This is a genomic window from Mycobacterium sp. 20KCMC460, assembly GCF_022179425.1.
Classification (GTDB): domain Bacteria; phylum Actinomycetota; class Actinomycetes; order Mycobacteriales; family Mycobacteriaceae; genus Mycobacterium; species Mycobacterium kiyosense.
In genome coordinates this window covers 1,685,675-1,706,506 of sequence record NZ_AP025524.1, presented here as the reverse complement: position 1 = coordinate 1,706,506, position 20,832 = coordinate 1,685,675, and the positions used below count along the sequence as shown (strand labels likewise).

Below are 20,832 nucleotides of genomic sequence, written 5' to 3'. Positions count from 1 at the left end.
GCAGCTTACCCAGACCTACGCTAGCGAAAGCTACGATTCCGTAGGTTACCTGTCGGTAACTCTAGATGTCGATCACACAATCACCAGATGCCGCCGAGATGCAGGTCTGCACCCGGGACCCTGGATCGTGCTCATGACCGGTCCGCAGGTCGCGGACATGGCCCTCGACCAGTTCGACCACGCATGACTGACATATACCCATTCGACAGCCGAAGGGCATCTGCACGCCCACCTGCTCTCCGGCATCCAGCACCGAGGTGGCGGCGTCGGCGGCCACACTCCTGCCACTGCGGGCGAAGGTCACCGTCCCGCCGGACCCCGCCGGCGCGGCCTTGGCGACCGCGAACCGCTCCAGATGCAGCCGCTCGCCGATCCCCGCCGCCGCCCACATCTTCTCGGCCGCGGTCAGCATGCCCTCCGGTCCGCACGCCCAGGTCTGGCGCGAGCGCCAATCCGGCACCTCCTGGTCCAGCCGGGCCAGATCGAGCCGGCCCTGGGTGCGGGTCTGCCGCACCGACAACCGGTAGCCGGGATGGCGTTCGGCCAGTTCTGCCAGTTCGGCACCGAACAGCACATCGGACTCGGTGGGCGCCGAATGCACATGCGTGATGTCGCCAATCTGGTTGCGGCGGGCCAACGTTCGCAACATCGACATCACCGGTGTGATCCCCGACCCCGCGGTCAGGAACAGGATGGCCGGCGGCGCCGGGTCCGGCAGCACGAAATTGCCCTGCGGCGCGGCCAGTCGCACGATGGTGCCCGGTTCCACCCCGGCCACCAGGTGTGTGGACAGAAACCCCTCCGGCATCGCCTTGACGGTGATGGTGATGGTGCGAGCCGAACCGGCCCTTGCGGCCCGGCGTCCGGACGGGCTCGATGTCAGCGAGTACGACCGCCAGCGCCACCTGCCGTCGACCAGCACCCCGATCCCGACGTACTGCCCCGGTTGATAGTCGAAACTGAAGCCCCAGCCCGGCTTGATCACCAGGGTCGCGGAGTCTTCGGTCTCCCGGCGGACCTCCACGATGCGTCCCCGCAACTCCCGCGCCGACCACAACGGGTTGGCCAGGCGCAGATAGTCGTCGGGCAACAGCGGCGTGGTGATCCGCGCGGCGATGGTCCGCAGTGCGTGCCACCCGGGGTGCTTGTCGGCTCCCACGACGCTCGGACGCTGGGTCTCGACCACCCTGGCTTTGAGCGCCACGTGCTTCTTGCTCACGGAAACTCCTGCCCTCGGCCCTTCGGCTGCCGACCAACCTACGGTACCGTAACCTACGGTGGCGTAGCCAGTCGGCCAATTCCGTAAATAAGCGGAATTCAGAGCAGCTCGAGCAGAAACGGCAGCTCCTGGCTGGCGTACCAGGCGAGATCGTGATCCTGGGCGTCCCCGACGATCAGCTCGGCGTCCTCGTCGCCCAGATCGGCCGCGTCGATGGCCTCGATCGCCGCCAGCACCGCCGGCTCCGCCACCGAATTGTCCACATAGGCCGCGATCACCTGGTCCAGGGCGACCGGACCGGCGATCCGGACAACCGCGTCGTCGAGATCGGGACGGTAGGTCAGTTCGTCGACCTCGGCCGCCAGCACCGCGCGGCGCGGCGGCAGCCCACCGGCCGAGTCGTCCGCCAGCAGGCGCAGCGACGCCAGCGCGGCCTCGCGCAGCGCGACCTCGGCCAGTTCGTCGTCGTCGCCCTCGGCGTAAGACTCGCGCAAGGTCGGGGTGACCGCGAACGCGGTGCCATTGACCGGGCGCAGCGAGCCGTCGGCGACGAGCTGCTGCAGCATGGCCAGGGTCGCCGGGATGTAGATCTGGGTCATGTCGTCAGGGTGGCGACATGATCGGGAACATACTTCTGCAGCACCCGCGACGGCCGCTGGTAGTTGCCCGTCACCACCGGGCGGTCGGGCAACTTGACCTTCGGAATCTCGACCTCGGTGTAGTCGACGGTCGACAGCAGGTGCGCCATCATGTTCAACCGTGCGTTCTTCTTGACATCGGACTCCACGACGTACCAGGGGCTCACCGGAGTGTCGGTGTGCACCATCATCTCGTCCTTGGCGCGCGAATAATCTTCCCAGCGGTACACCGACTCCAGATCCATCGGGCTCAATTTCCATTGCCGCACAGGATCATTGAGCCGAGCCTTGAACCGGCGCAGCTGCTCCGCGTCGGAAACGGAGAACCAGTATTTACGCAGCAGGATCCCGTCGTCGATCAGCATCTGCTCGAAAATGGGGGTCTGCCGCAGGAACAGCGCGTGCTCGTGCGGCGTGCAGAATCCCATCACCTTTTCGATGCCGGCGCGGTTGTACCAGGACCGGTCGAACAGCACGATCTCGCCCTTGGTGGGCAGGTTGGCGATGTAACGCTGGTAGTACCACTGCCCGCGTTCGCGGTCGGTGGGCACGGGCAGCGCGGCGACGTGGGCGATGCGTGGGCTGAGGTATTCGGTGATCCGCTTGATCGCACCACCCTTGCCGGCGGCGTCGCGGCCCTCGAAGATGATCACCAGGCGCGCGCCGGTATGCCGGACCCACTCCTGCAGCTTGACGAATTCCGTTTGCAGCCTGAACAATTCGGCTTCATAGACGTCGACGGGAAGCTTGCGCACCCCGGCTGAGGACTTCTTCTTCTTGGGTTTCGTCGACGCACCGTCGTTGTTCGGGTTGCTCACATCAACGGATGCTAGCCCTAGGCAGCCCATTTGACACCGAACTAGCGCGAAGCTTCCAGTAACTCCTCCAGCGACTGCTGCAGCAAACCGGGCAACACGTCCACGTCACTCATTGCGTCGCGGTCGGCGTTGATGCCGAAATACAGCACCCCGTTGTAGGACGTGACGCTGATCGCCAGCGCCTGGTTGTGCAGCAACGGCGGAACCGCGTAGGTCTCCAACAGTTTGGTGCCGGCGACGTACATCTGTGACTGCGCCCCGGGGGCGTTGGTGATCAGCAGGTTGAACAACCGCGCCGGGAAGGTGGTCGCCACCCTTATTCCCATCGCGTGCAACGTCGGTGGCGCGAACCCGGACAGCGTGACGATGGTCCTAGCGTCCACCAGGCTGGATGCCGAGGGGTTCGACTCCGTGGCGTGGGCGATCTGGGACAGCCGGACCACCGCGTTGCGCTCCCCCACCGGCAGATCCACCAGGAACGGGGTCACCTCGCTCATCGCCTGGCCCGGGCCGGACGGGTCGAGCTGGTCGTCGGAGTAGACCGACAGCGGGGCCATCGCGCGCACCGTCGCCGTCGACGAGACGGCTTCGCCGCGAGACATCAGCCAGTTGCTCAGCGCGCCGGTCACCACCGCCAGCACCACGTCGTTGATGTCGCAGTCGTACCGCGCCCGCACCGCCCGGTAGTCGTCAAGCGCACCGCGGGCGACCGTGAACCTTCTGTTGCGCGACACCGTCGCGTTGAGCGGGCTGCTGGGGGCCGTACCGCGTGCCACCGTGCGCGCCACGTCGAAAAACCGGCGGCCCGCCTCGACGATCTGCGTCGAGCTGGTCAACATCCCGGCGACCGCGGACCCGACGGCCTGCAGCTGCGCCCCCGGACCCACGATCCAGTCGCCGAGAGCGCCCAGCACCAGCCGGGTGCTGCCGGGATCGCGCTCGGGAACCCAGATGTCCTCGGGCAGCGGCGGCGGGCGGCGCGTCCGGTCGGCGATCACGTGGTTGATCTCCAGCGCGCTCATGCCGTTGATCAACGCCTGGTGCGACTTGGTGTAGAGGGCGATGCGGTTCTTCGCCAAGCCCTCGACCAGATACATCTCCCACAGCGGCCGCGACTTGTCCAGCGGCCGGGCGGCCAGCCGGGCGATCAGCTCATGCAGTTGCTCGTCGCTGCCCGGCGACGGCAGCGCCGACCGCCGGACGTGATAGGTGATGTCGAAATCGCTGTCGTCGAGCCAGACCGGCCGGGCGACCCCGAAGTTGACCTCGCGCACCTTCTGCCGGTAGCGCGGTATCTGCGGCAACCGCTTCTCGACGGTGGCCAGCAGCGTCTCGTAGCTCAGCCCGGATCGCGGCTTACGCAGGATCGCCAGCGACCCGACATACATCGGGGTGGCGGTGTTCTCCAGCCGAAAAAAGGACGCGTCCGCAGGGGACAACCGGGTCACCATTGCGGGCAAGTCCTTGGTGTCAAGTCTGTCCTCTTTCGTCGGGGCTCCGGCTGCCGCCCACGGTAACCGCAGCCGGGGCGCACCGACGGTTCGGGTGCGCATGGCAGTGGCTGTGGATGGCGTCCGAGCTGAATACCGCGGAGCAACCATTGTCTGTCACTCTTGCGCAGGCTGCCCGTTATCGCCGTTCATGAACCGGAGAGAGCCCGTGCCCACCTTCGCCGTCACGCCGGTGATCGATTACGAACCGCCAACCGGCAACCCGCCGCGGTGCCGGGTGGCCCCGCAGGTGCCGCCGCGGCCGTCGCTGCCGCACACACCGGCGCTGGGCGGCGCGGCGCAGGCCGCGGCACCACTGTCCCCGCAGATGCGGGAGGCGGCCGTGTTCGCCGACGCAGCGCTGCGCCGCGTCCTGGAAGTCATCGACCGCCGGCGCCCGGCCATACAACTGCGTTCGGTGCTGGCCCCGGAACTGGTGGACTCCGTGCTCGCGGTGAGCCGGAAGCTGGCCGACCAGCCGGGAGCCGCGGTGCTGCGCAGAATGCGACTGCAGCCCGCCGACGGCGCCGGGCATAGCGCCGCCGAGGTGTTCGGCACCTACAGCCGCGGTGACCGGATCCATGCGATCGCCGCCCGGGCGCAACGGTTGCCCGGCCAATGGCTGCTGGTCGCCCTGCACATCGGCTGATGTGCAGGGCGAAGCATCGAGAATTATTGCTGGCCAACCATTTTGACGACCGGTCGGCGCCGCGGCAGCGGGATCAGCATCGGCACCCGACGCCGGTACTCGCGGTACTGCCCACCCAGCGACGCCGTCAGGTCACGCTCTTCGAACCGCAGCGCCACCAGGATGTAGCCGGTGGTGCCCAGCGCGAACAGCAGTCGCCCCTCGGTCATCGTCGGTGCCGCCCAGAACGCGATCAGGAAGCCGAGCATGATCGGGTGGCGAACCAGCCGGTACAACAGGTGTGTGCGAAAGCCCAACTCCGGATTAGGTTTCCCGCGCCAGGCCAGATACACCTGGCGTAATCCGAACAGGTCGAAGTGGTTGATCATGAACGTCGACGCGAACACCATGGCCCAGCCCAGCCAGAACAGCGCCCACACCACCACGCGGCCGGCGGGCACCCGAATGTCCCAGATCAGCGCCGGCATCGTGCGCCACTGCCAGTACAGCAGGATCAGCGCCGCGCTGGACAGCAACACATAGGTGCTGCGCTCGATCTGGGGCGGCACGAACCGGGTCCACCAGCGTTTGAAGGCCGGCCGGGCCATCACGCTGTGCTGCACGCCGAATACACCCAGCAGCGCCAGGTTGACCGCGAAAGCCTGCCACAGCGGAGCTTCGATACCGTGATCGACGTTGCGGGGCACCAGGATTGCGCCGACGAAGCCGACGGCATAGAGGAAAGCGACCACGAACACCAGGTAGCTCCCGATGCCGTAAATGATTGTCAGATAGCGTTTCATCAGCCAATTGTGCGACCCGGAAAGACCGCAGAACATGGGGCGGATGCCTCAAATCCGGCCGTACTACGCACTCACCAGGCCATGCCGCAGCGCGTACATGCTGGCGCCGATCCGGTTCGACACCCCGATCTTGGCGTACGTGCGCTCCACGTGATTGCGGGCGGTCTTCTCGCTGATCACCAGCGCCGCCGCGATCTCCTTGTTCGACGCCCCGCGGGCCACCAGACACAGCACCTCGACCTCGCGCGGCGTCAGCCCGCCGGGACGGGCGTTAGCTCTCGGGTTCGGCCCGGCTGCGCGATGACCGGCCGCGTGCAGCACAGCGTCGACCGCCGCGGCATCCAGTTCGCCCGCCCGAACCCGGTCACGGAGTCGCCGGGCGGCGCCATCAGCGGCCAGCGCGTCCCGGTATGGCCTTGGCTCACAACCGGATTGGTAGCTGACGGCCGCGGCAAGGATGCGGTCCGGCAGCCCGAGGGCGGCCCCTTGAAGACCGCGCGGGTAGCCCGATCCGTCCACGCATTCGTGGTGGTTGCCGGCCACCTCCGCGAGCCGGCGCAGACCGGGAACCCGGTCGAGGATCCGCACCGTGAAGTACGGGTGCAGCCGCACCCGCTCGAACTCGCCGGCGCCCAACGAGCCCGGCCGCGACCAGATCTGGTTGGACACCCCGATGCGGCCCAGGTCATGGACGTGCCCCGCGCGGCGGGTCAGCGTCACGGCGTCGTCGTCGAGCCCGGCAACCTGCGCCGCCGCACCGGCCAGCCGCGCCACCGCGCGTGAATGACCAAGGGTGAAAGGACATTTCAGATCGACGAAGTCGCCCAGTGCCGCCAGCAACGTGTCCAGGGTCTGCTCGTCCACGCGCTGGTGATGATCGGGGGCGGCCGCAAGCGCGGCCTCCCAGACATCCCCGATCGCCGGACCGGCCAGTATCACGCGGGCGTCGCGCACCAACACATCGGCCACCGCCGGATCGAACTGGCCGCCGCGGCGGGCGAGCACCATCGCCACCGCCCCGTCCACCCCGAAGGTGCGGTGATGCACCTCGGCCATCTCTGCGATCTGGGCGACCCGCACCTGGATCGGGATCTGCTCGCCGCGGGCGCCGGTGGGCAGACCGCCGCCGTCGTAGCGCTCGAAAGCGAACCCGAGCGCGGCTTGCACGTTGGGGCCCAAGCCGATTCGGTCGGCCAGCAGCGCAGCCGACATGCAGTGCGAATGGATCAACTCCGACAACCGGCCCCGCGCGTCGGCGAAAAGCGTTGCCATGACCGTCAATCGCTGCAGCAGCGGCTGCCCGCGGCCGACGTTTCCGAGCAGGAACCGCCAATACGGCAGCCCGGACCAGTCGACGAGGTACGAGTCGTGCCGCACGGCGATGTCGTCGCCGAACCAGCGCGCGTATTCGTGGGAGTCGGCGTGACAGCCGATCCACATGATCAGCGTGGTGTAGTACGTGCAGTCACGCTGTTCGGCACTCAGGCCCAGCCGCTCGGCAAGTCGGGTGGCGATCAGGGCGGCGCGCAGCATGTGTTCGGCGGGCTGCCCCAAACCCAGGTCGATGGCCACCGACAGTGCCGCCAGCAATTCGGCCCGCGTCGGGAGGTGGTGGGGCACCGACGTCATGGGCATATTGTGCCCGGGCCGGTCAACGGATAGCGACAGTGCGCGGTACGGCATGATGGCGATCGGCGTCGAAGTTCTCGAAATGTCCCGAACCGACCACGAACACCCCCCGCTGCGGGGGCCGGAACCCGGCCAGCCGCGGCTGGCGCGGCAGCGGTCCGACCGGGCCGAGGTGCACGCCCCGCCAGCTGGCCTGGGACCGGGAAACCACCCACAGCTGCCGCGGGGCCAGGGTGAACCGCTGCCCGTTGGGCGCGGTTCCGGCCAGCCGCAGCTGACCGGCACGCAGTGCCGGCCGCGCGAGTCGGCCGATCAGCCCCAGCACCGCCCGGCTGGCCCAGGCGCCGGCCGGCAACCTGGTGCCGACTGTGCTCAGTGCCCGCGTGGATAGTGTTGCGCTCAAGTCGATTTCCCACTCCAGCAGTTCCTCGATCCGGACGGCCAGCGACCAGGAAGTCACCCAGGCGACCTCGATGCCACACTGCACCGCGTCGTGCCGGGTGACCGAACTGAAGTAGCGGGCGCAACTCTGCGGACCCGGGGTCGTCGCGTAGAACGTCCAGCCGCCGTCGGGGTCGCGGTGCCAGACCGAGCGGTACGGGGGCGCGAAACTGGTCGCCGGAAAGTACCGCAGCGCAAGGTAATGACCGCTGGCGAACGGCAGGCCCAGCACACCGAACCCGACGAAACGCTCGTCATCTCCGGCGGGCAACGTCGGGTTCTGCAGCACCGCCGTGGCGGCGTCGAGGGGGGTGATACCGGTAGGAGTCATACCGGAATGCTGCCTACCTCAGGTGGTGTCGCGCATGAGGCGGCTGCCTCAAATCAGCGCTTCTTCACCGACTTCGGTGGCTTGGCGCCGCGACCCTGCTGCCGTGCTGCCGCCCGCCGTTCCCGACGGCTGCCGCCGGCCGCGGCCCCGGCCGGCGCCTTGGCGCCGCCGCCGTTACGCTGCACCTGCGCCGAACCGTCCTCGGACGGGCCGGAATAGGTGAGGGCGGGCGCCTCGCTGTCGTCGATGCCCTTGGCGCGCAAGGTGCTGACCGGTTCCTTGGCTGGTGGCGTGGGCTCGGGCTCGGCGGTGTCGCCACCCAGCTCGGCCAGGCCCTCCGGGGTTTCCACCGGAGCCACCTCGACCTGCGGCGCCGGGACGGCCTCCACGCTGACGTTGAACAGGAAGCCGACCGACTCCTCCTTCATTCCGTCGAGCATGGCCATGAACATGTCGTAACCCTCGCGCTGGTACTCCACCAGCGGGTCGCGCTGAGCCATGGCGCGCAGCCCGATGCCCTCCTTGAGATAGTCCATCTCGTAGAGGTGCTCGCGCCACTTGCGGTCGATGACGTTGAGCAGCACGTTACGCTCGAGCTGGCGCATCGCACCCTCGCCGGCGATCTCTTCCAGCTCGGCTTCCCTTGCGGCATAAGCTCTTTCGGCGTCCTCGAGCAACGCCTCGAGCAGCTCCTCGCGGGTCAGGTCGTCGCGCTCGGACTCTTCGTCGGGGTGGGTCAGCGTCTCGTGGTCGATGCCGACCGGGTAGAGCGTCTTGAGCGCGGTCCACAGCGCATCGAGGTCCCAGTCCTCGGCGTAGCCCTCCGCCGTCGCGCCGTTGACGTAGGCGGTGATCACGTCACGGATCATGTCGGTGGCCTGGTCCTTGAGGTTCTCGCCCTCCAGGATGCGGCGGCGCTCGGCGTAGATCACCTTGCGCTGCTGGTTCATCACCTCGTCGTACTTGAGCACGTTCTTGCGCATCTCGAAGTTCTGCTGCTCGACCTGGGTCTGCGCGCTCTTGATGGCCCGAGTGACCATCTTGGCTTCGATGGGCACGTCGTCGGGCAGATTCAGCCGGGTCAGCAGACTCTCCAACGCGGCCCCGTTGAACCGGCGCATCAGCTCGTCGCCCAGCGACAGGTAGAACCGCGACTCCCCCGGGTCACCCTGACGGCCGGAACGGCCGCGCAACTGGTTGTCGATGCGCCGCGACTCGTGACGTTCGGTGCCCAGCACGTAGAGGCCGCCGGCCTCGACAACCTCCTTGGCCTCCTTGGCGGCCTCCTCTTTGACCTTGGGCAGCTCTTCGTGCCAGGCCGCCTCGTACTCCTCGGGCGTCTCGACGGGGTCGAGGCCGCGCTCACGCAACCTCTTGTCGGTCAGGAAGTCGACGTTGCCGCCCAGCACGATGTCGGTGCCGCGGCCCGCCATGTTGGTGGCCACCGTGATGCCGCCACGCCGGCCCGCCTCGGCGATGATGCCGGCCTCCTGCTCGTGGTATTTCGCGTTGAGCACGTTGTGCGGGATGCGCCGCTTCTGGAACTGGCGCGACAGGTACTCCGAGCGCTCCACGCTGGTGGTGCCGATCAGGACCGGCTGGCCCTTCTCGTAGCGCTCGGCGACGTCGTCGACCACCGCGATGTACTTGGCCTCTTCGGTCTTGTAGATCAGGTCGGACTGGTCGGTGCGGATCATCGGCTTGTTGGTCGGGATCGGAACCACGCCTAGTTTGTAGATCTCGTGCAGCTCGGCCGCCTCGGTCTGGGCGGTACCGGTCATGCCGGCCAGCTTGTCGTAGAGGCGGAAGTAGTTCTGCAGCGTAATGGTGGCCAGCGTCTGGTTCTCGGCCTTGATCTCGACGTGCTCCTTGGCCTCGATGGCCTGGTGCATGCCCTCGTTGTAGCGGCGGCCGATCAGCACACGGCCGGTGAACTCGTCGACGATGAGCACCTCGCCGTCGCGGACGATGTAGTCCTTGTCCCGGTTGAACAGCTCCTTGGCCTTCAGCGCGTTGTTCAGGTAGCTGACCAGCGGGGAATTGGCGGCCTCGTAGAGGTTGTCGATGCCCAGCTGGTCCTCGACGAACTCCACGCCCTTCTCGTGCACACCCACGGTGCGTTTGCGCAGGTCGACCTCGTAGTGGACGTCCTTTTCCATCAGCGGCGCGATGCGGGCGAACTCGGTGTACCAGTTGGACGCGCCGTCGGCCGGGCCGGAGATGATCAGCGGGGTACGGGCCTCGTCGATCAGGATGGAGTCGACCTCGTCGACGATGGCGAAGTTGTGCCCGCGCTGCACCAGGTCGTCCAGCGAGTGGGCCATGTTGTCGCGCAGGTAGTCGAAGCCGAACTCGTTGTTGGTGCCGTAGGTGATGTCGGCGTTGTAGGCGACCCGCCGCTCTTCGGGTGTCATCTGCGCCAGGATCACGCCGACTTCCAGGCCCAGGAAACGGTGCACCCGGCCCATCCACTCGCTGTCGCGTTTGGCGAGGTAGTCGTTGACGGTGACGACGTGCACGCCCTTGCCGGCCAGCGCGTTGAGGTAGGCCGGCAACACACAGGTCAGGGTCTTGCCCTCACCGGTCTTCATCTCGGCGACGTTGCCCAGGTGCAACGCGGCCGCGCCCATCACCTGGACGTCGAACGGGCGCTGGTCGAGCACCCGCCAGGCCGCCTCGCGGGCCACCGCGAACGCCTCGGGCAGCAGGTCCTCGAGTTCCTCTTCGCCCTCTTCCAGACGCTTCTTGAACTCGTCGGTCTTGGCCCTCAGCTCGGCGTCGGTGAGCTTCTCGACGTCGTCGGACAACGTGTTGACATAGTCAGCGACCTTCTTGAGGCGCTTGACCATGCGACCTTCACCGAGGCGCAGCAATCTGGACAGCACAGTGTTGTCCCCTTCGGGATGTTCCCCTGTAGATAGGAGTCTTCTTCTTTACGAGCGACCCCCATCGTAGGTGACGGGCTGCTGCGCGCCGCCGATCGTCAGGCCGAGCGCATCACGCCAGCCTGATCAGCCCGTAGTCGTAGGCGTGCCGGCGATACACCACCGAGGCCTGGTCGGTCTCCTTGTCCAGGAACAGGAAGAAGTCGTGGCCGACGAGTTCCATCTCGTAGAGCGCGTCGTCGACGGACATCGGCTTGGCCGGGTGTTCCTTGGTGCGCACCACCCGTCCCGGCGCGTGGTCGTTGTTCTCCACCTCGGCGCCGTCGTGCGCGTGCGGTTCGGCAGGCTCGGAGTCGAACGCCTTCTCCGACGGCGGGAGCACCGCGGTGGCCTCGGCCAGCGAGACGGGCGTCTTGTCGCCGTAGTGCACCTTGCGGCGATCCTTGCCCCGGCGCAGGCGGTTCTCCAGCTTGGCGACGGCGGATTCCAGGGCGGCGTAGAAGCTGTCGGCGCAGGCCTCCCCGCGTACTACCGGCCCGCGGCCGCGAGCGGTGATCTCCACGCGTTGGCATGCCTTGCGCTGGCGCCGGTTGCGCTCGTGGTCGAGTTCGACGTCGAACAGGTAGATGGTCCGGTCGAACCGCTCACAGCGGGCGAGCTTCTGTGAAACGTAGGTGCGGAAATGGTCGGGGATCTCGACGTTGCGGCCCTTGAACACGATCTCGGCGTTGGCCATCGGCTCGGGCTGGGCTTCGGTCCTGGCGTCGTTCTCAATTCCTGCCGGCTCAAGAACCTGCTCGGAATCCACGGAAAGCCTTGACATTCTTGACAACTCGTTTCTCTCGTCATTTCACACGCACCCTGCGTGTACGGCATTTGAATACGCGCCGACGGGGTAGGAACGGGTTCTCCGCAGGCTGCCCGCCGGAGCAAGAAGTCGAATACTCACCTCCTACCGCGGGTCCTGCTCAACTCGGCAATGTCGCGAACGTAAGTCGAGAATCTGGTGTCGACGTTAGCCCGTGTTCGCCTCCGCGTGCCACCCAATTCGCGGACTCTTTCCGAGTTCTTCATTGTTGGCTACGTCTCACGCCGCCGCGATGGCCAGCACGGCGGCCACCCTCACCCCGGCCGCCTGCAGCACCCGCACCGATTCGGCGGCGGTGGCGCCCGTGGTGACGACGTCGTCGACGACCAGCACTTCGCTTACCGGCGGGCGACCGCGCACCAGCACCCGGCCGGCGACATTGCGTTCCCGAGCCGAGGTGTCCAACCCCACCGAGTCCCGCACCAGCGCACGCATCCGCAGCACCGCGGCGACATCGATGTCCGGATTGCCGGCCACCGCCGTCCTGGCGATCCGGGCGACCGGATCGCCGCCGCGCCGCCGGGCCGCTGAGCGCCGCGTCGGCGCCGGCACCAGGGCCAACGGGAGGTCGACCATGCCCCAACACAACAGCCGGTGCACCGCGGTCGCAAGCGCGTACGCCAGCGGCGCCACCAGATCGCCGCGGCCACGCTCCTTGAGCGCCAGGATCGCCTGCCGCCGGGCACCGCGGTAGCGGCCCAGCGCAAACACCGCAACGCCGGGGTCCACCCGCGGGCTCACCACCAGCGGTTCGCCGGGCGACACCGACAACTCCCGCGCGCACGCGTCGCACCAGCGCACCGCGGGCTCACCACAACCGCCGCACTGCAGCGGCAACACGAGATCGAGCAGACCGGGCATGACCACAGTGTGGGCGGCGGCGGTGACATCGACGCTTGCCCGCAGCCGGACATCACAGCGACGGAGACCCACTTGTGACCAAACCCTGACCGACATGCGTACGCGCGCTTTCACTTTCACGCGTCGCGGCGACCCTACGATCACCAGCGACAGAGCAAATCTTCTAGCCGAGGTGTTGAGAAAGCGCGATGAGGGCGACAATAAGGTCTCTGCTCGTGGTGGTCGCTATCGCCACCACGGTGTTCGCCGGGCGCGCCGATCTGACGCTGATGGCGGTGAACCAGCCCTACCCGGAGATCGCCTCGGTGCTGCCCGCGCGCGGCGCGGTGGTGGGCGTCGCGCACCCGGTGGTGGTGACGTTGCGCGGTCCCGTCGCCGATCGGACAGCGGTGGAACGGACCCTGCGGGTCACGTCGGAGCCCGCGATGACCGGCAGGTTCGAGTGGCTCGACGTCAACGTCGTGCGATGGGTGCCCGACCGCTACTGGCCCGCGCACAGCACGGTGGCGCTGTCGGTGGGCGGCCTGCGCACCGACTTCAAGACCGGCCCTAAGGTCGTCGGCGTCGCCGACGTCGCCAACCACACCTTTACCGTCAGCATCGACGACGTCGCCGCCGGTCCCCCGCCCCCCGCCCTGCCGGCGCCGCATCACCGGCCGCACTGGGGCGAGTCGGGGATCCTGCCCGCCTCGATGGGCAGGCCGGAGTTCCCCACCCCGGTCGGCAACTACACCGTGCTGTCCAAAGACCGCTCGGTGATCATGGACTCGAGTTCGGTCGGCATTCCGGTCAACGACCCCGACGGCTACCGGCTACCGGTCGACTATGCGGTACGCATCACCGACCACGGGCTGTTCGTACACGCGGCGCCCTGGGCCGTCCAATCTATGGGCCTGGAGAACGTCAGCCACGGCTGCATCAGCCTGAGCCCCGCCGACGCCGAGTGGTACTTCGACACCGTGCACGTCGGAGACCCGGTGATCGTGCAGGCCGGAGTCGCGGTCGACCGCAGCGACAAAGAGGTGGACATCCAGCCCTCGACGCTCAACCCCAACCGGCCGCCCAGCTAGAACCGTTCGGACAGCACAAGGGGCGCCGACGACCGACGCGGATTAATTGGGCGAACCACCGGTATCCTGACATGCGGCGTCAGCTACCGAGGGGAGCGGCAAATGGCGACGACGTTGGAATTGGAACTCGAGGCGCTGGGTCGGGCGCGGCCCGCGTTGGCTGCATTGGGCAGCTCGCTGAGGTCGCTTGCCCAGGCCCCGCAGATGAGCGCGACCGCGGATCCGGGCGCTGATTCGCCGTCGCTGGTGGCGGCTCGAGCGGTGAGCAGCCAAACCATTCCTGCGGTGCAGGGGATAATCGCGGACCGGTTCACCGAAGTCGGGGACCTCATCGACATGGCGAGGACGAAGTTCGCCGAGTCCGATCAAACGTTGACAACGGCGATCACCGCCGCCGGCTCCTTACTTCCGCCGAGCCGGTGACCGCCGCGGCGGGCAGCGGCGTCGCGATGGCGAGGAGGGCGCGTTGGTAACCCGCACGCAAATCGACCACGCCAATCCGCAGACCGTGCTGGGCATCGTCAACTCCTGGAAGAACTACGCCAAGGACTTGCTCAGCCGGGCCGACACCTACCGGCAGACCGTAACCCTGCCGGGTGGGCAGCCGTGGTCGGGCGCGACCCGCGACGCGGCGGTCGCGATGGCCGGCAACGACTACACGGCGATCGACCACATGTGCCAGGCGATCGACGCCATGTCCGACACCGCGGCCAACGGCATCAACTTCACCGTCATCCCCAACCTCAACGCGGTCCGCAACAAGATCACCGAGGCGGAGAACAACGGCTTTCACGTCAACGACGATCTGTCGGTCACCGACACCAGGCAGCACAGCGGCGACACCCCCGATCCGGTCCGAACGCAGGACCGCGACAACTACGAGCGTGACATCAAGGCGCTGGCCCAAAAGTGGTGGGACGCCGATCAGGCCGTGGCCGACCAGATCAATAAAGACAAGCAGGGGCTGGCGGCCAATTTCAGCGGCGGCCACATCGCCGAGTCCCCGGATCAGGCCGAGGCCGACGTCCGGGCGGCGCTGTCCGGCAACCAATCCGCGGCTACCCGGGTCAACGCCATTCTGGATTCGATCACCCCGGATCAGCTGGCCGGGAAGGTGCCGCTGACCCCGGCGCAGGCGTCGGTGTTGAGCCAGTTACAGGCCCAAGAGCACGGCATGTCCAAGGATGCGCTGAACGCCACCGAGAAGAAGCTCGGCGATCAAAGCCGGATGATCCCGAATTCGTGGCAGCTGATGAACAACGGAAATCTCCGCTTCCCGAAGACTCCGCTGACCGTCGGCGCCAAGGAGGGGGCGGACATGATGACCGGCGGGTTCGCGCAACTGCCCAGCAGCATCCAGCAGGTGCTGAAGTCGCAACCGGGTGGCGAGGAACGATCCAAAGCGCCGTCGTGGTCGTTTTCGGGGTCGGACTGGGCGCTCACGTCTGCCACGGCCGTGAAAACCGCTGCCAACGATGCCGCGAGCCGGGCGTTCCTCTCCTCCCCGGGCTCGGGTCCGGGCAAGGCGGATCCCGGCATGTTGAAGTGGTTCGAGAACCCCAAGATCGGTGATTTCGAGATCAGGGGTTTCACTCGTGCCAACGGGCTGCTTGCCGCAGCATTCGCGGTACCCGCCGCGATCGGCGACGTCAACGGCGAGGATCACAACTCGATTCCGGAGGCGATAACCCGCGAGGCGGGGGGCGCCGCCATCGGCATCGGCGCGGCGGTGCTGGCGGATATGGCCACGGGTGCGGCGGTCGGAACCTTGATTCCGGTCCCGGGCGTAGGAACCGCAGCCGGGCTGGTGGCGGGAGCCGTAGTCGGTGGCTTGGCTGCAACGGGAGGATCGAAATTGATCGGCCACGCCTGGCATTCCCTGTTCGATTAGAACGCGGCGACAATGAAATTCGACGAGTATGTGAAACGTTCCGGTATCGCCTTGACCGGTGTCGGCCAATTCCCCGGGTTCGTGGTGGAAATAGGTATGCCGGCGGGGTGGGAACCCGAGCGCTCCGCTCCCGGTCTGCGGTTGTGGTGTCACGCCGACGAGAAAGCCGGCGGATCGTTCTGCGCCAACGCCGTGTTGACCACCCACATTGCAGCCGCGGACCTCGATGAGGAGGAGGTGTTCGCAATGCTCGCCGACGAGCAGATGCAATCGGTACCGGGGTGTGAAGAACAGCATCGCGACGTCGCTTCAGCCGACGACGGCATCGGCATTCATGGGCTGCTTGCCCTGCAGATCCCTGCTCATGAGTTCGGCGCGATCGAAAGTGTCTCCCGATCCCGAATCATCAAATACGGACCGGAAACAATGATCGCGCAATTGACTGTGACGGCGCTACTGACCTCGGCGGTAAACCACGACGCTTTCTGGATGACCGTCCGCCCGGGTGCCGCGCCCGCCGGTGTGATTGTGCAAACGCACTCCTCCGGCGGGCAGTGATGACCATGCCTGAGGAGGCACGAATGTCGGGCATCGGGCGGAAACGCCGCTGGGGGATAGTGTTCTTCTACCTCTTCGGCGCAATGCTGTTACTGCTGACGTTGTGGGGTGCGCTGACCGGATTCCCCTGGTACGAATGTCTGCTCCTATCCTGTACAGCTGCCCTGTTCTTGATCGGGCCCCGTCGATTGATCATTCGGGCCGGGATCAAACGAATCGGCGAGAAAATCGTGTGCAGGTACATTCCGGTGTACGAGGGATACGCATATTTCGGGTGCGTTCTGCTACCGGGATTTGGGATCGGAGGCATTGCCGAGGGGCGCGCGTCTCACAATATCGCGTTCACAGTGGGCGGCGTTGTTCTGCTAGCCCTGGCCATGTTGCTGATGTTCGGCGCGGTAATGATGTGGCAACGAAGCTTTCTTTGCATTACCCCAACGACATTGCGGGTTCGCGCTTTTGTCATCGGTGTGGGTGCGGATGCGCGTGTCATGATCGAAATCCCCCGCGAACATATCCAGTCCATCGAGCCCAAAGGCGTGACAAATGGGTACGGCATCCAGGTCGAGGTTGCCTACCGGATTGCCGGCGTCGGCGAAACTACCAAGACCATCGATATCGGCCCGCAGGTCAGCGTTGAACCGGAGAATCTGCTCGACGGCCTGACGATCTGGAGCCGCGGCGAAGGTGCCGATTCTGCGGAATTCATGGATCGGATCGAGCGAACCCTGCGCGGTGCGCCCACCGGGCGCGCACGGGTCGACGGGTGAAATGGCAGGGGCGAACCGCGAACACATCGGCGCCGTCGACCTGATCGATCTGGCTCAGATTTGCGATGCCGAGGGTCTCGACGGATTGCCCTACCCGTTCGCGGAAACTGGGCGCCCCGGCCGCCATACGGCCAATCCGCAAGAGCCGCAGATGTTTTCGCATCGAATCGGCGATGACGATCTGCGCGCCATCCGCCGGTGGGCCCAGGCCTACGCTCGCGCCGACATCTGGGTCGAGTGCCGGGTGCTCTACCGTGCCACCGAGGCCGGAGACATTCCCGACACTCGCATATCGGCGTTGCGCGCCGACCAGTTGGGGTTCTGCGCGGTGCAGCGCCCGCACGAGGACGTGGTCAACGTCTATGAGCTCTCGCCGTACGAATTGGGGTCGGCCGTCGCCGACTCGGTGCCGCTGATCGGGCCTGGCGGCCATTTGCGAATATCCGTGCCCAAGTATGTCGGTTAATTCGCCACACCCACCGGCATCAATCCCACCGCCGACTACGACGAGGACTTCTCCGTCTTGCAACCGGTGACATCGCGAACCGCGGCCGTCACCACCGTTCCGGACGCGCGAGTTGCTTTGATGGATCGCATCGAACAAATCCTGCGCGACCGGTCAACCACGTGGACCCAATGAAGGACAGAGATTCGGTTCCGTGCGCCACGAGTATCCTTGGCCAGCGGCGAGCGCAGTTTCGTGGCGGGGAAGGGGGACGTGAGCGAAGCCCCTGCCAACCGTCGCTTAGGCGGCGCTCTGCGTTACGTCATCGGCGCGGGGGTCGGCGTGCTCGCACTATCGGCAGTCCTTGCCGGATCCCCCTGGTATCAGTGGCTACCCGTTTTCTGCGTCGCCGTTGTCATCGTCGTCAGTGGCCGGGGACGTCCACTTCGGCCGCGGATCGCACGGTCGGGCGACGAAATCGTGTGCCGCTATTCTCCCCTGTACGAGGGCGTCACCTATATCGCAGGCCTGCTGCTGCCAGCATTCGGGGCCGCATCCTTGGGCGCTGGATTCGCGGACCACAACCCGCCATTCGTGATTGGCGGCGTGGTCATCTTCGCCGGGGCGGCCTTGACGATGTTCTTCGTCCTACTAATGTGGCGGCGATGCGTCCTGTACATCAACCCGACGACGCTGCGGGTGCGGGCAGCCGTCATCGGAAAGGATGCGCACGGGCTGGCCGAGATCCGGCGTGACCATGTCCAGACGATCCAGCCCCGGCGAGTACCAAGGACTTTCGGCTTCCAGGTGGAGATTACCTATCGCACTGCGGGCGCCACTGCCGCGACCAAGACCGTCCGGCTCGGCCCGCAGGCAGCGCAGGTCACCGTCGAACCAGTCAATCTGCTCAACGCGTTGACGGCCTGGAAAGAAGGCGCCCACACCGATCCGAGTCAGCAGATGGATCGGGTCGAACATGCTCTGCGCGAACGCGCAACTTGATCGACGTGGCGGGAAGATGAAGAGATGCCAGCGGTAAGCCGCGAACACATCGGCGGCATCGACATCTCCGATCTGGCCCGGATATGCGATGTCCTAGGCCTCGACGGACTGCCCTACCCGTTCGCGGAGACCGGACGCCCGGGCCTGCAAGTATCCAATCCACCAGAGCCACACCGGTTTTCGGACCGGCCCGCCGACGGCGACCTGCGTGGCTTCCACCGGTGGATACAGGCCTACACTCGCGCCGACATCTGGGTCGAGTGCCGGGTGCTCTACCGTGCCACCGAGGCCGGAGACATTCCCGACACTCGCATATCGGCGTTGCGCGCCGACCAGTTGGGATTCTGCGCGGTGCAGCGCCCCGACCTGGATGTGGTGGACGTGTATGAGCTCGCGCCCTACGACCTGGGGGCCGCCATTGCCAACTCGGTGCCGCTGATCGGCCCCGGTCGACACTCGCAAATCACCATTCCCAAGTACGTCGACTACTTCGCCGATTCCACCACCGCCGATGCCGACACCGCGGACGACGACTACACGTTCTCAGTCCTGGAACCCGTCACGTCCCGGAGCGCGACCGTCACTGTCCCGGACGCAGGAGTAGCAGCCGTGGGCACCATCCAGTCACATTGGGAACCCGCCCGCTCCTGGGGCATGGACTGGGCCAAGAGCCTCGTCGCCTGGGTGCAGATCAGCGACGACGGCGACTACGTCTACGTACCGGACTTCAGCCACGCGGTACCCGCCACCGAACGCAAACTCGCCGACCGTATCGACGACCTGATCGCCGCGGACGTCGCCGTCCTACGCCGGCGGCGCGGAATCACCTAGCGCCTAGTTGACCCCGCCGCCCGCGCACACCGGCACCGCCGTCCGCGACCCGGCCAGCACCGCCGGGATGGGCGCGGTCGGTTCCGGCGGCGGCGGCCCGGGCAGCACCACCGGGGCGGCGGTGGCAGCCAGCGAGGGCGGCGGAGCGGTCGGTGCGCCCTTGCCGGTACCGGCGGCCTGGATCAGCGGTGCGGCAGGCACGACATCCGCCGGCAGGGCACCCGCGCCCGCACCCGCAACCGGCACGACAGGCGCGACCGGCACCACCGGGGCGACCGGCACCACGGGGGCGACCGGCACCACCGGAGCGACCGGTGCAACCGGCACCACCGGAGCAACCGGCACCGGCCCGGGCAAGACCACGGGTGCAGCCAACGGCACCAGCGGAGCCGCGAACTGCTCGAGGCACGACCCCCCGCCGCCGGTGGGCCGGGGCGCGGCCGCCGCACTCGGGCTCAATGCCAGCACAGCTCCGAAGACGCCCGCGCCGGCAAAGAGCGCAACGCAGAATCGATCCCTTATCAGCAACGCGACCCCGTCCATCCCGATTCATTGCCCCCGCAATTAACTGACAACCGGGAACCGTATACGCGCGCCGAATTCCCGCCTAGAGCGGTGACCTGTCGGATATCGAACCGATACGCCACACCTGCCGTGCCGTTACGGTTGCTCTCCCAAAGGGTGATGTCCCAGCCGATTTCGGGTGGAAAGCGCCTCTCCGGGCGCCCGGCGACGAGCTGGCGAATTGCCGGCCGTGATTGCGCACCAGCAAATTCCGGCATCGAATTACATAACCGTAATTTACATCAATGTAATTCGAGCGCGAGTTAGTCGGAACCCCACCACAGCGAAGGCCAACTGAAATCGCGCACACCCTGGCTGAGCCGGGTGATCAGGTTCTCCAGGGCCGGCAGCGACAACTCCATCCGCCACTCCGGCAGCAGGCCGGACACCTGCACCGCGCCCGGGGTGAGCTCGACGCCGGTGATCATCAGCCCGTGCGGCAACTCCGGCAACGGCACCTGATAGGCCGGCGTGCGCTGCGGCAGCCGCCACCTACGCTGCCCCGCCACCAGCGCCCGCGGACGCAACCACAACGTCGACCCGGTCACGTCGGCATCGATCTCCAGACCACCCCAACTCGGCCGGCGCGCCCAGCGCAGTCGCGCCGTACCGTCGTCGCCCATCTCGCTGTCCAACTGGGGCGCCGCCTGCCGCAACACGTCGTCGAAGATGTCCTTGGCCAACTCGGTGGACAACTCCGTCGGCGCCGCCACCACCAGCGGCGGCACCCCGGGACGGATGTGCACATTGCGCAGCACGGCGACGGCGCTCTGCAAATGGTGCTCGTCCCACCGGATATCGCGCGCGGCCACCCGAACCTCGCCCAGCTGACCGACCGGCAGGCCCTGCGGGTCCAACGCGGACTCCAACTCGGTGACGGTCAGCGTCACATCGTGCTCACCGATGCGCACCGTGACTTCCTTGCCGACGAGCAACTGCTGCAATGTGGCGAACAACGTCCGGTACGGCACCGACGCCGCCTGGGCGGCCCCCGCGCTCACCGACGAGAACCACAGCGAGGCCAGCGCGTCCAGCGCACGCAGCGGGTCATCCCAGCGCAGAAACGGAACCTTCGGCGACATCGGCAAGC

General features: G+C 66.9%; 20 protein-coding genes and 1 pseudogene. 9 read left to right on the top strand and 12 right to left on the bottom strand.

From position 1 onward, the window contains the following. Positions 1–61: 61 nt before the first annotated feature. The 4 genes from MKCMC460_RS07945 to MKCMC460_RS07930 all read right to left on the bottom strand — a co-directional run bounded on the left by MKCMC460_RS07945 (position 62) and on the right by MKCMC460_RS07930 (position 4,126). Positions 62–1,219 (bottom strand): ferredoxin reductase, encoded by a 1,158-nt coding sequence (locus tag MKCMC460_RS07945; protein WP_236981405.1) that lies wholly within the window; start codon positions 1,217–1,219, stop codon positions 62–64. A 98-nt stretch (positions 1,220–1,317) separates the two neighbouring features. After that, positions 1,318–1,818: a hypothetical protein gene (locus tag MKCMC460_RS07940; protein WP_236981404.1), complete on the bottom strand. Its 501-nt coding sequence runs from the start codon at positions 1,816–1,818 to the stop codon at positions 1,318–1,320. Beyond that, entirely contained in the window at positions 1,815–2,675 is an 861-nt protein-coding gene (ppk2, locus tag MKCMC460_RS07935) for a polyphosphate kinase 2 (RefSeq protein WP_236981403.1), read from the bottom strand. Before ppk2 ends, MKCMC460_RS07940 begins: the two co-directional genes overlap by 4 nt. A gap of 41 nt (positions 2,676–2,716) precedes the next feature. Then, on the bottom strand, positions 2,717–4,126 hold the full coding sequence (locus MKCMC460_RS07930; RefSeq protein ID WP_236983877.1) for a wax ester/triacylglycerol synthase family O-acyltransferase: 1,410 nt from the start codon (positions 4,124–4,126) through the stop codon (positions 2,717–2,719). Positions 4,127–4,316: 190 nt separating this feature from the next. Between MKCMC460_RS07930 and MKCMC460_RS07925 the strand changes: the two genes are divergently transcribed. Continuing rightward, positions 4,317–4,814, top strand: a complete 498-nt coding sequence (locus MKCMC460_RS07925) for an Rv3235 family protein (RefSeq protein ID WP_264892194.1) — start codon at positions 4,317–4,319, stop codon at positions 4,812–4,814. Positions 4,815–4,837: 23 nt separating this feature from the next. Here the strand turns inward: MKCMC460_RS07925 and mddA are convergent, their stop codons facing one another. From mddA to MKCMC460_RS07895, 6 genes are all read right to left on the bottom strand, one after another. Next, entirely contained in the window at positions 4,838–5,596 is a 759-nt protein-coding gene (mddA, locus tag MKCMC460_RS07920; protein WP_236981401.1) for a methanethiol S-methyltransferase, read from the bottom strand. 63 nt (positions 5,597–5,659) lie between these two features. After that, positions 5,660–7,225, bottom strand: coding sequence for an HD domain-containing phosphohydrolase (locus tag MKCMC460_RS07915; RefSeq protein WP_236981400.1), 1,566 nt, complete (start codon positions 7,223–7,225; stop codon positions 5,660–5,662). A 22-nt stretch (positions 7,226–7,247) separates the two neighbouring features. Continuing rightward, a complete protein-coding gene (locus MKCMC460_RS07910; RefSeq protein WP_236981399.1) occupies positions 7,248–7,997 on the bottom strand; it encodes a hypothetical protein in 750 nt (249 codons plus the stop codon). 53 nt (positions 7,998–8,050) lie between these two features. Continuing rightward, complete coding sequence (secA, locus tag MKCMC460_RS07905; RefSeq protein WP_236981398.1) at positions 8,051–10,882, bottom strand: preprotein translocase subunit SecA; 2,832 nt, start codon at positions 10,880–10,882, stop codon at positions 8,051–8,053. Positions 10,883–10,994: 112 nt separating this feature from the next. Further along, on the bottom strand, positions 10,995–11,618 hold the full coding sequence (gene hpf, locus MKCMC460_RS07900; protein ID WP_236983876.1) for a ribosome hibernation-promoting factor, HPF/YfiA family: 624 nt from the start codon (positions 11,616–11,618) through the stop codon (positions 10,995–10,997). A gap of 351 nt (positions 11,619–11,969) precedes the next feature. Beyond that, on the bottom strand, positions 11,970–12,602 hold the full coding sequence (locus MKCMC460_RS07895) for a ComF family protein (protein ID WP_236983875.1): 633 nt from the start codon (positions 12,600–12,602) through the stop codon (positions 11,970–11,972). Between the two features lie 197 nt (positions 12,603–12,799). On the opposite strand from MKCMC460_RS07895, the gene MKCMC460_RS07890 reads away from it, so the two are divergent. The 8 genes and pseudogenes from MKCMC460_RS07890 (at position 12,800) to MKCMC460_RS07855 (ending at position 19,178) form a co-directional block, all read left to right on the top strand. Next, positions 12,800–13,681, top strand: coding sequence for a L,D-transpeptidase family protein (locus tag MKCMC460_RS07890; protein ID WP_236981397.1), 882 nt, complete (start codon positions 12,800–12,802; stop codon positions 13,679–13,681). A 102-nt stretch (positions 13,682–13,783) separates the two neighbouring features. Further along, the gene (locus tag MKCMC460_RS07885; RefSeq protein ID WP_236981396.1) at positions 13,784–14,104 is read left to right on the top strand and encodes a hypothetical protein; all 321 of its coding nucleotides are present in this window, start codon (positions 13,784–13,786) and stop codon (positions 14,102–14,104) included. Between the two features lie 565 nt (positions 14,105–14,669). Next, positions 14,670–15,056, top strand: a pseudogene (locus MKCMC460_RS07880) (hypothetical protein); the annotation flags it as partial. A gap of 528 nt (positions 15,057–15,584) precedes the next feature. Next, complete coding sequence (locus MKCMC460_RS07875) at positions 15,585–16,130, top strand: hypothetical protein (protein ID WP_236981395.1); 546 nt, start codon at positions 15,585–15,587, stop codon at positions 16,128–16,130. A gap of 23 nt (positions 16,131–16,153) precedes the next feature. Beyond that, a complete protein-coding gene (locus tag MKCMC460_RS07870; RefSeq protein ID WP_236981394.1) occupies positions 16,154–16,900 on the top strand; it encodes a hypothetical protein in 747 nt (248 codons plus the stop codon). Position 16,901: 1 nt separating this feature from the next. Next, complete coding sequence (locus MKCMC460_RS07865) at positions 16,902–17,366, top strand: ESX secretion-associated protein EspG (protein ID WP_236981393.1); 465 nt, start codon at positions 16,902–16,904, stop codon at positions 17,364–17,366. Positions 17,367–17,576: 210 nt separating this feature from the next. Next, complete coding sequence (locus tag MKCMC460_RS07860; protein WP_238305502.1) at positions 17,577–18,347, top strand: hypothetical protein; 771 nt, start codon at positions 17,577–17,579, stop codon at positions 18,345–18,347. Positions 18,348–18,371: 24 nt separating this feature from the next. Beyond that, the gene (locus MKCMC460_RS07855; protein WP_236981391.1) at positions 18,372–19,178 is read left to right on the top strand and encodes an ESX secretion-associated protein EspG; all 807 of its coding nucleotides are present in this window, start codon (positions 18,372–18,374) and stop codon (positions 19,176–19,178) included. Positions 19,179–19,181: 3 nt separating this feature from the next. Here the strand turns inward: MKCMC460_RS07855 and MKCMC460_RS07850 are convergent, their stop codons facing one another. After that, the gene (locus tag MKCMC460_RS07850; protein ID WP_236981390.1) at positions 19,182–19,721 is read right to left on the bottom strand and encodes a hypothetical protein; all 540 of its coding nucleotides are present in this window, start codon (positions 19,719–19,721) and stop codon (positions 19,182–19,184) included. A gap of 284 nt (positions 19,722–20,005) precedes the next feature. Continuing rightward, on the bottom strand, positions 20,006–20,824 hold the full coding sequence (locus tag MKCMC460_RS07845; protein ID WP_236981389.1) for an LmeA family phospholipid-binding protein: 819 nt from the start codon (positions 20,822–20,824) through the stop codon (positions 20,006–20,008). Between the last annotated feature and the right edge of the window lie 8 nt (positions 20,825–20,832).

Excerpts from the sequence above, each read along its gene's own strand:
- MKCMC460_RS07940 (WP_236981404.1), bottom strand. The coding sequence starts at position 1,818 with ATGACCCAGATCTACATCCCGGCGACCCTGGCCATGCTGCAGCAGCTC.
- MKCMC460_RS07930 (WP_236983877.1), bottom strand. The coding sequence starts at position 4,126 with ATGGTGACCCGGTTGTCCCCTGCGGACGCGTCCTTTTTTCGGCTGGAG.
- MKCMC460_RS07925 (WP_264892194.1), top strand. The coding sequence starts at position 4,317 with ATGAACCGGAGAGAGCCCGTGCCCACCTTCGCCGTCACGCCGGTGATC.
- mddA (WP_236981401.1), bottom strand. The coding sequence starts at position 5,596 with ATGAAACGCTATCTGACAATCATTTACGGCATCGGGAGCTACCTGGTG.
- MKCMC460_RS07915 (WP_236981400.1), bottom strand. The coding sequence starts at position 7,225 with ATGACGTCGGTGCCCCACCACCTCCCGACGCGGGCCGAATTGCTGGCG.
- MKCMC460_RS07910 (WP_236981399.1), bottom strand. The coding sequence starts at position 7,997 with ATGACTCCTACCGGTATCACCCCCCTCGACGCCGCCACGGCGGTGCTG.
- hpf (WP_236983876.1), bottom strand. The coding sequence starts at position 11,618 with ATGGCCAACGCCGAGATCGTGTTCAAGGGCCGCAACGTCGAGATCCCC.
- MKCMC460_RS07890 (WP_236981397.1), top strand. The coding sequence starts at position 12,800 with ATGAGGGCGACAATAAGGTCTCTGCTCGTGGTGGTCGCTATCGCCACC.
- MKCMC460_RS07885 (WP_236981396.1), top strand. The coding sequence starts at position 13,784 with ATGGCGACGACGTTGGAATTGGAACTCGAGGCGCTGGGTCGGGCGCGG.
- MKCMC460_RS07875 (WP_236981395.1), top strand. The coding sequence starts at position 15,585 with ATGAAATTCGACGAGTATGTGAAACGTTCCGGTATCGCCTTGACCGGT.
- MKCMC460_RS07870 (WP_236981394.1), top strand. The coding sequence starts at position 16,154 with ATGTCGGGCATCGGGCGGAAACGCCGCTGGGGGATAGTGTTCTTCTAC.
- MKCMC460_RS07865 (WP_236981393.1), top strand. The coding sequence starts at position 16,902 with ATGGCAGGGGCGAACCGCGAACACATCGGCGCCGTCGACCTGATCGAT.
- MKCMC460_RS07855 (WP_236981391.1), top strand. The coding sequence starts at position 18,372 with ATGCCAGCGGTAAGCCGCGAACACATCGGCGGCATCGACATCTCCGAT.
- MKCMC460_RS07850 (WP_236981390.1), bottom strand. The coding sequence starts at position 19,721 with ATGGACGGGGTCGCGTTGCTGATAAGGGATCGATTCTGCGTTGCGCTC.
- MKCMC460_RS07845 (WP_236981389.1), bottom strand. The coding sequence starts at position 20,824 with ATGTCGCCGAAGGTTCCGTTTCTGCGCTGGGATGACCCGCTGCGTGCG.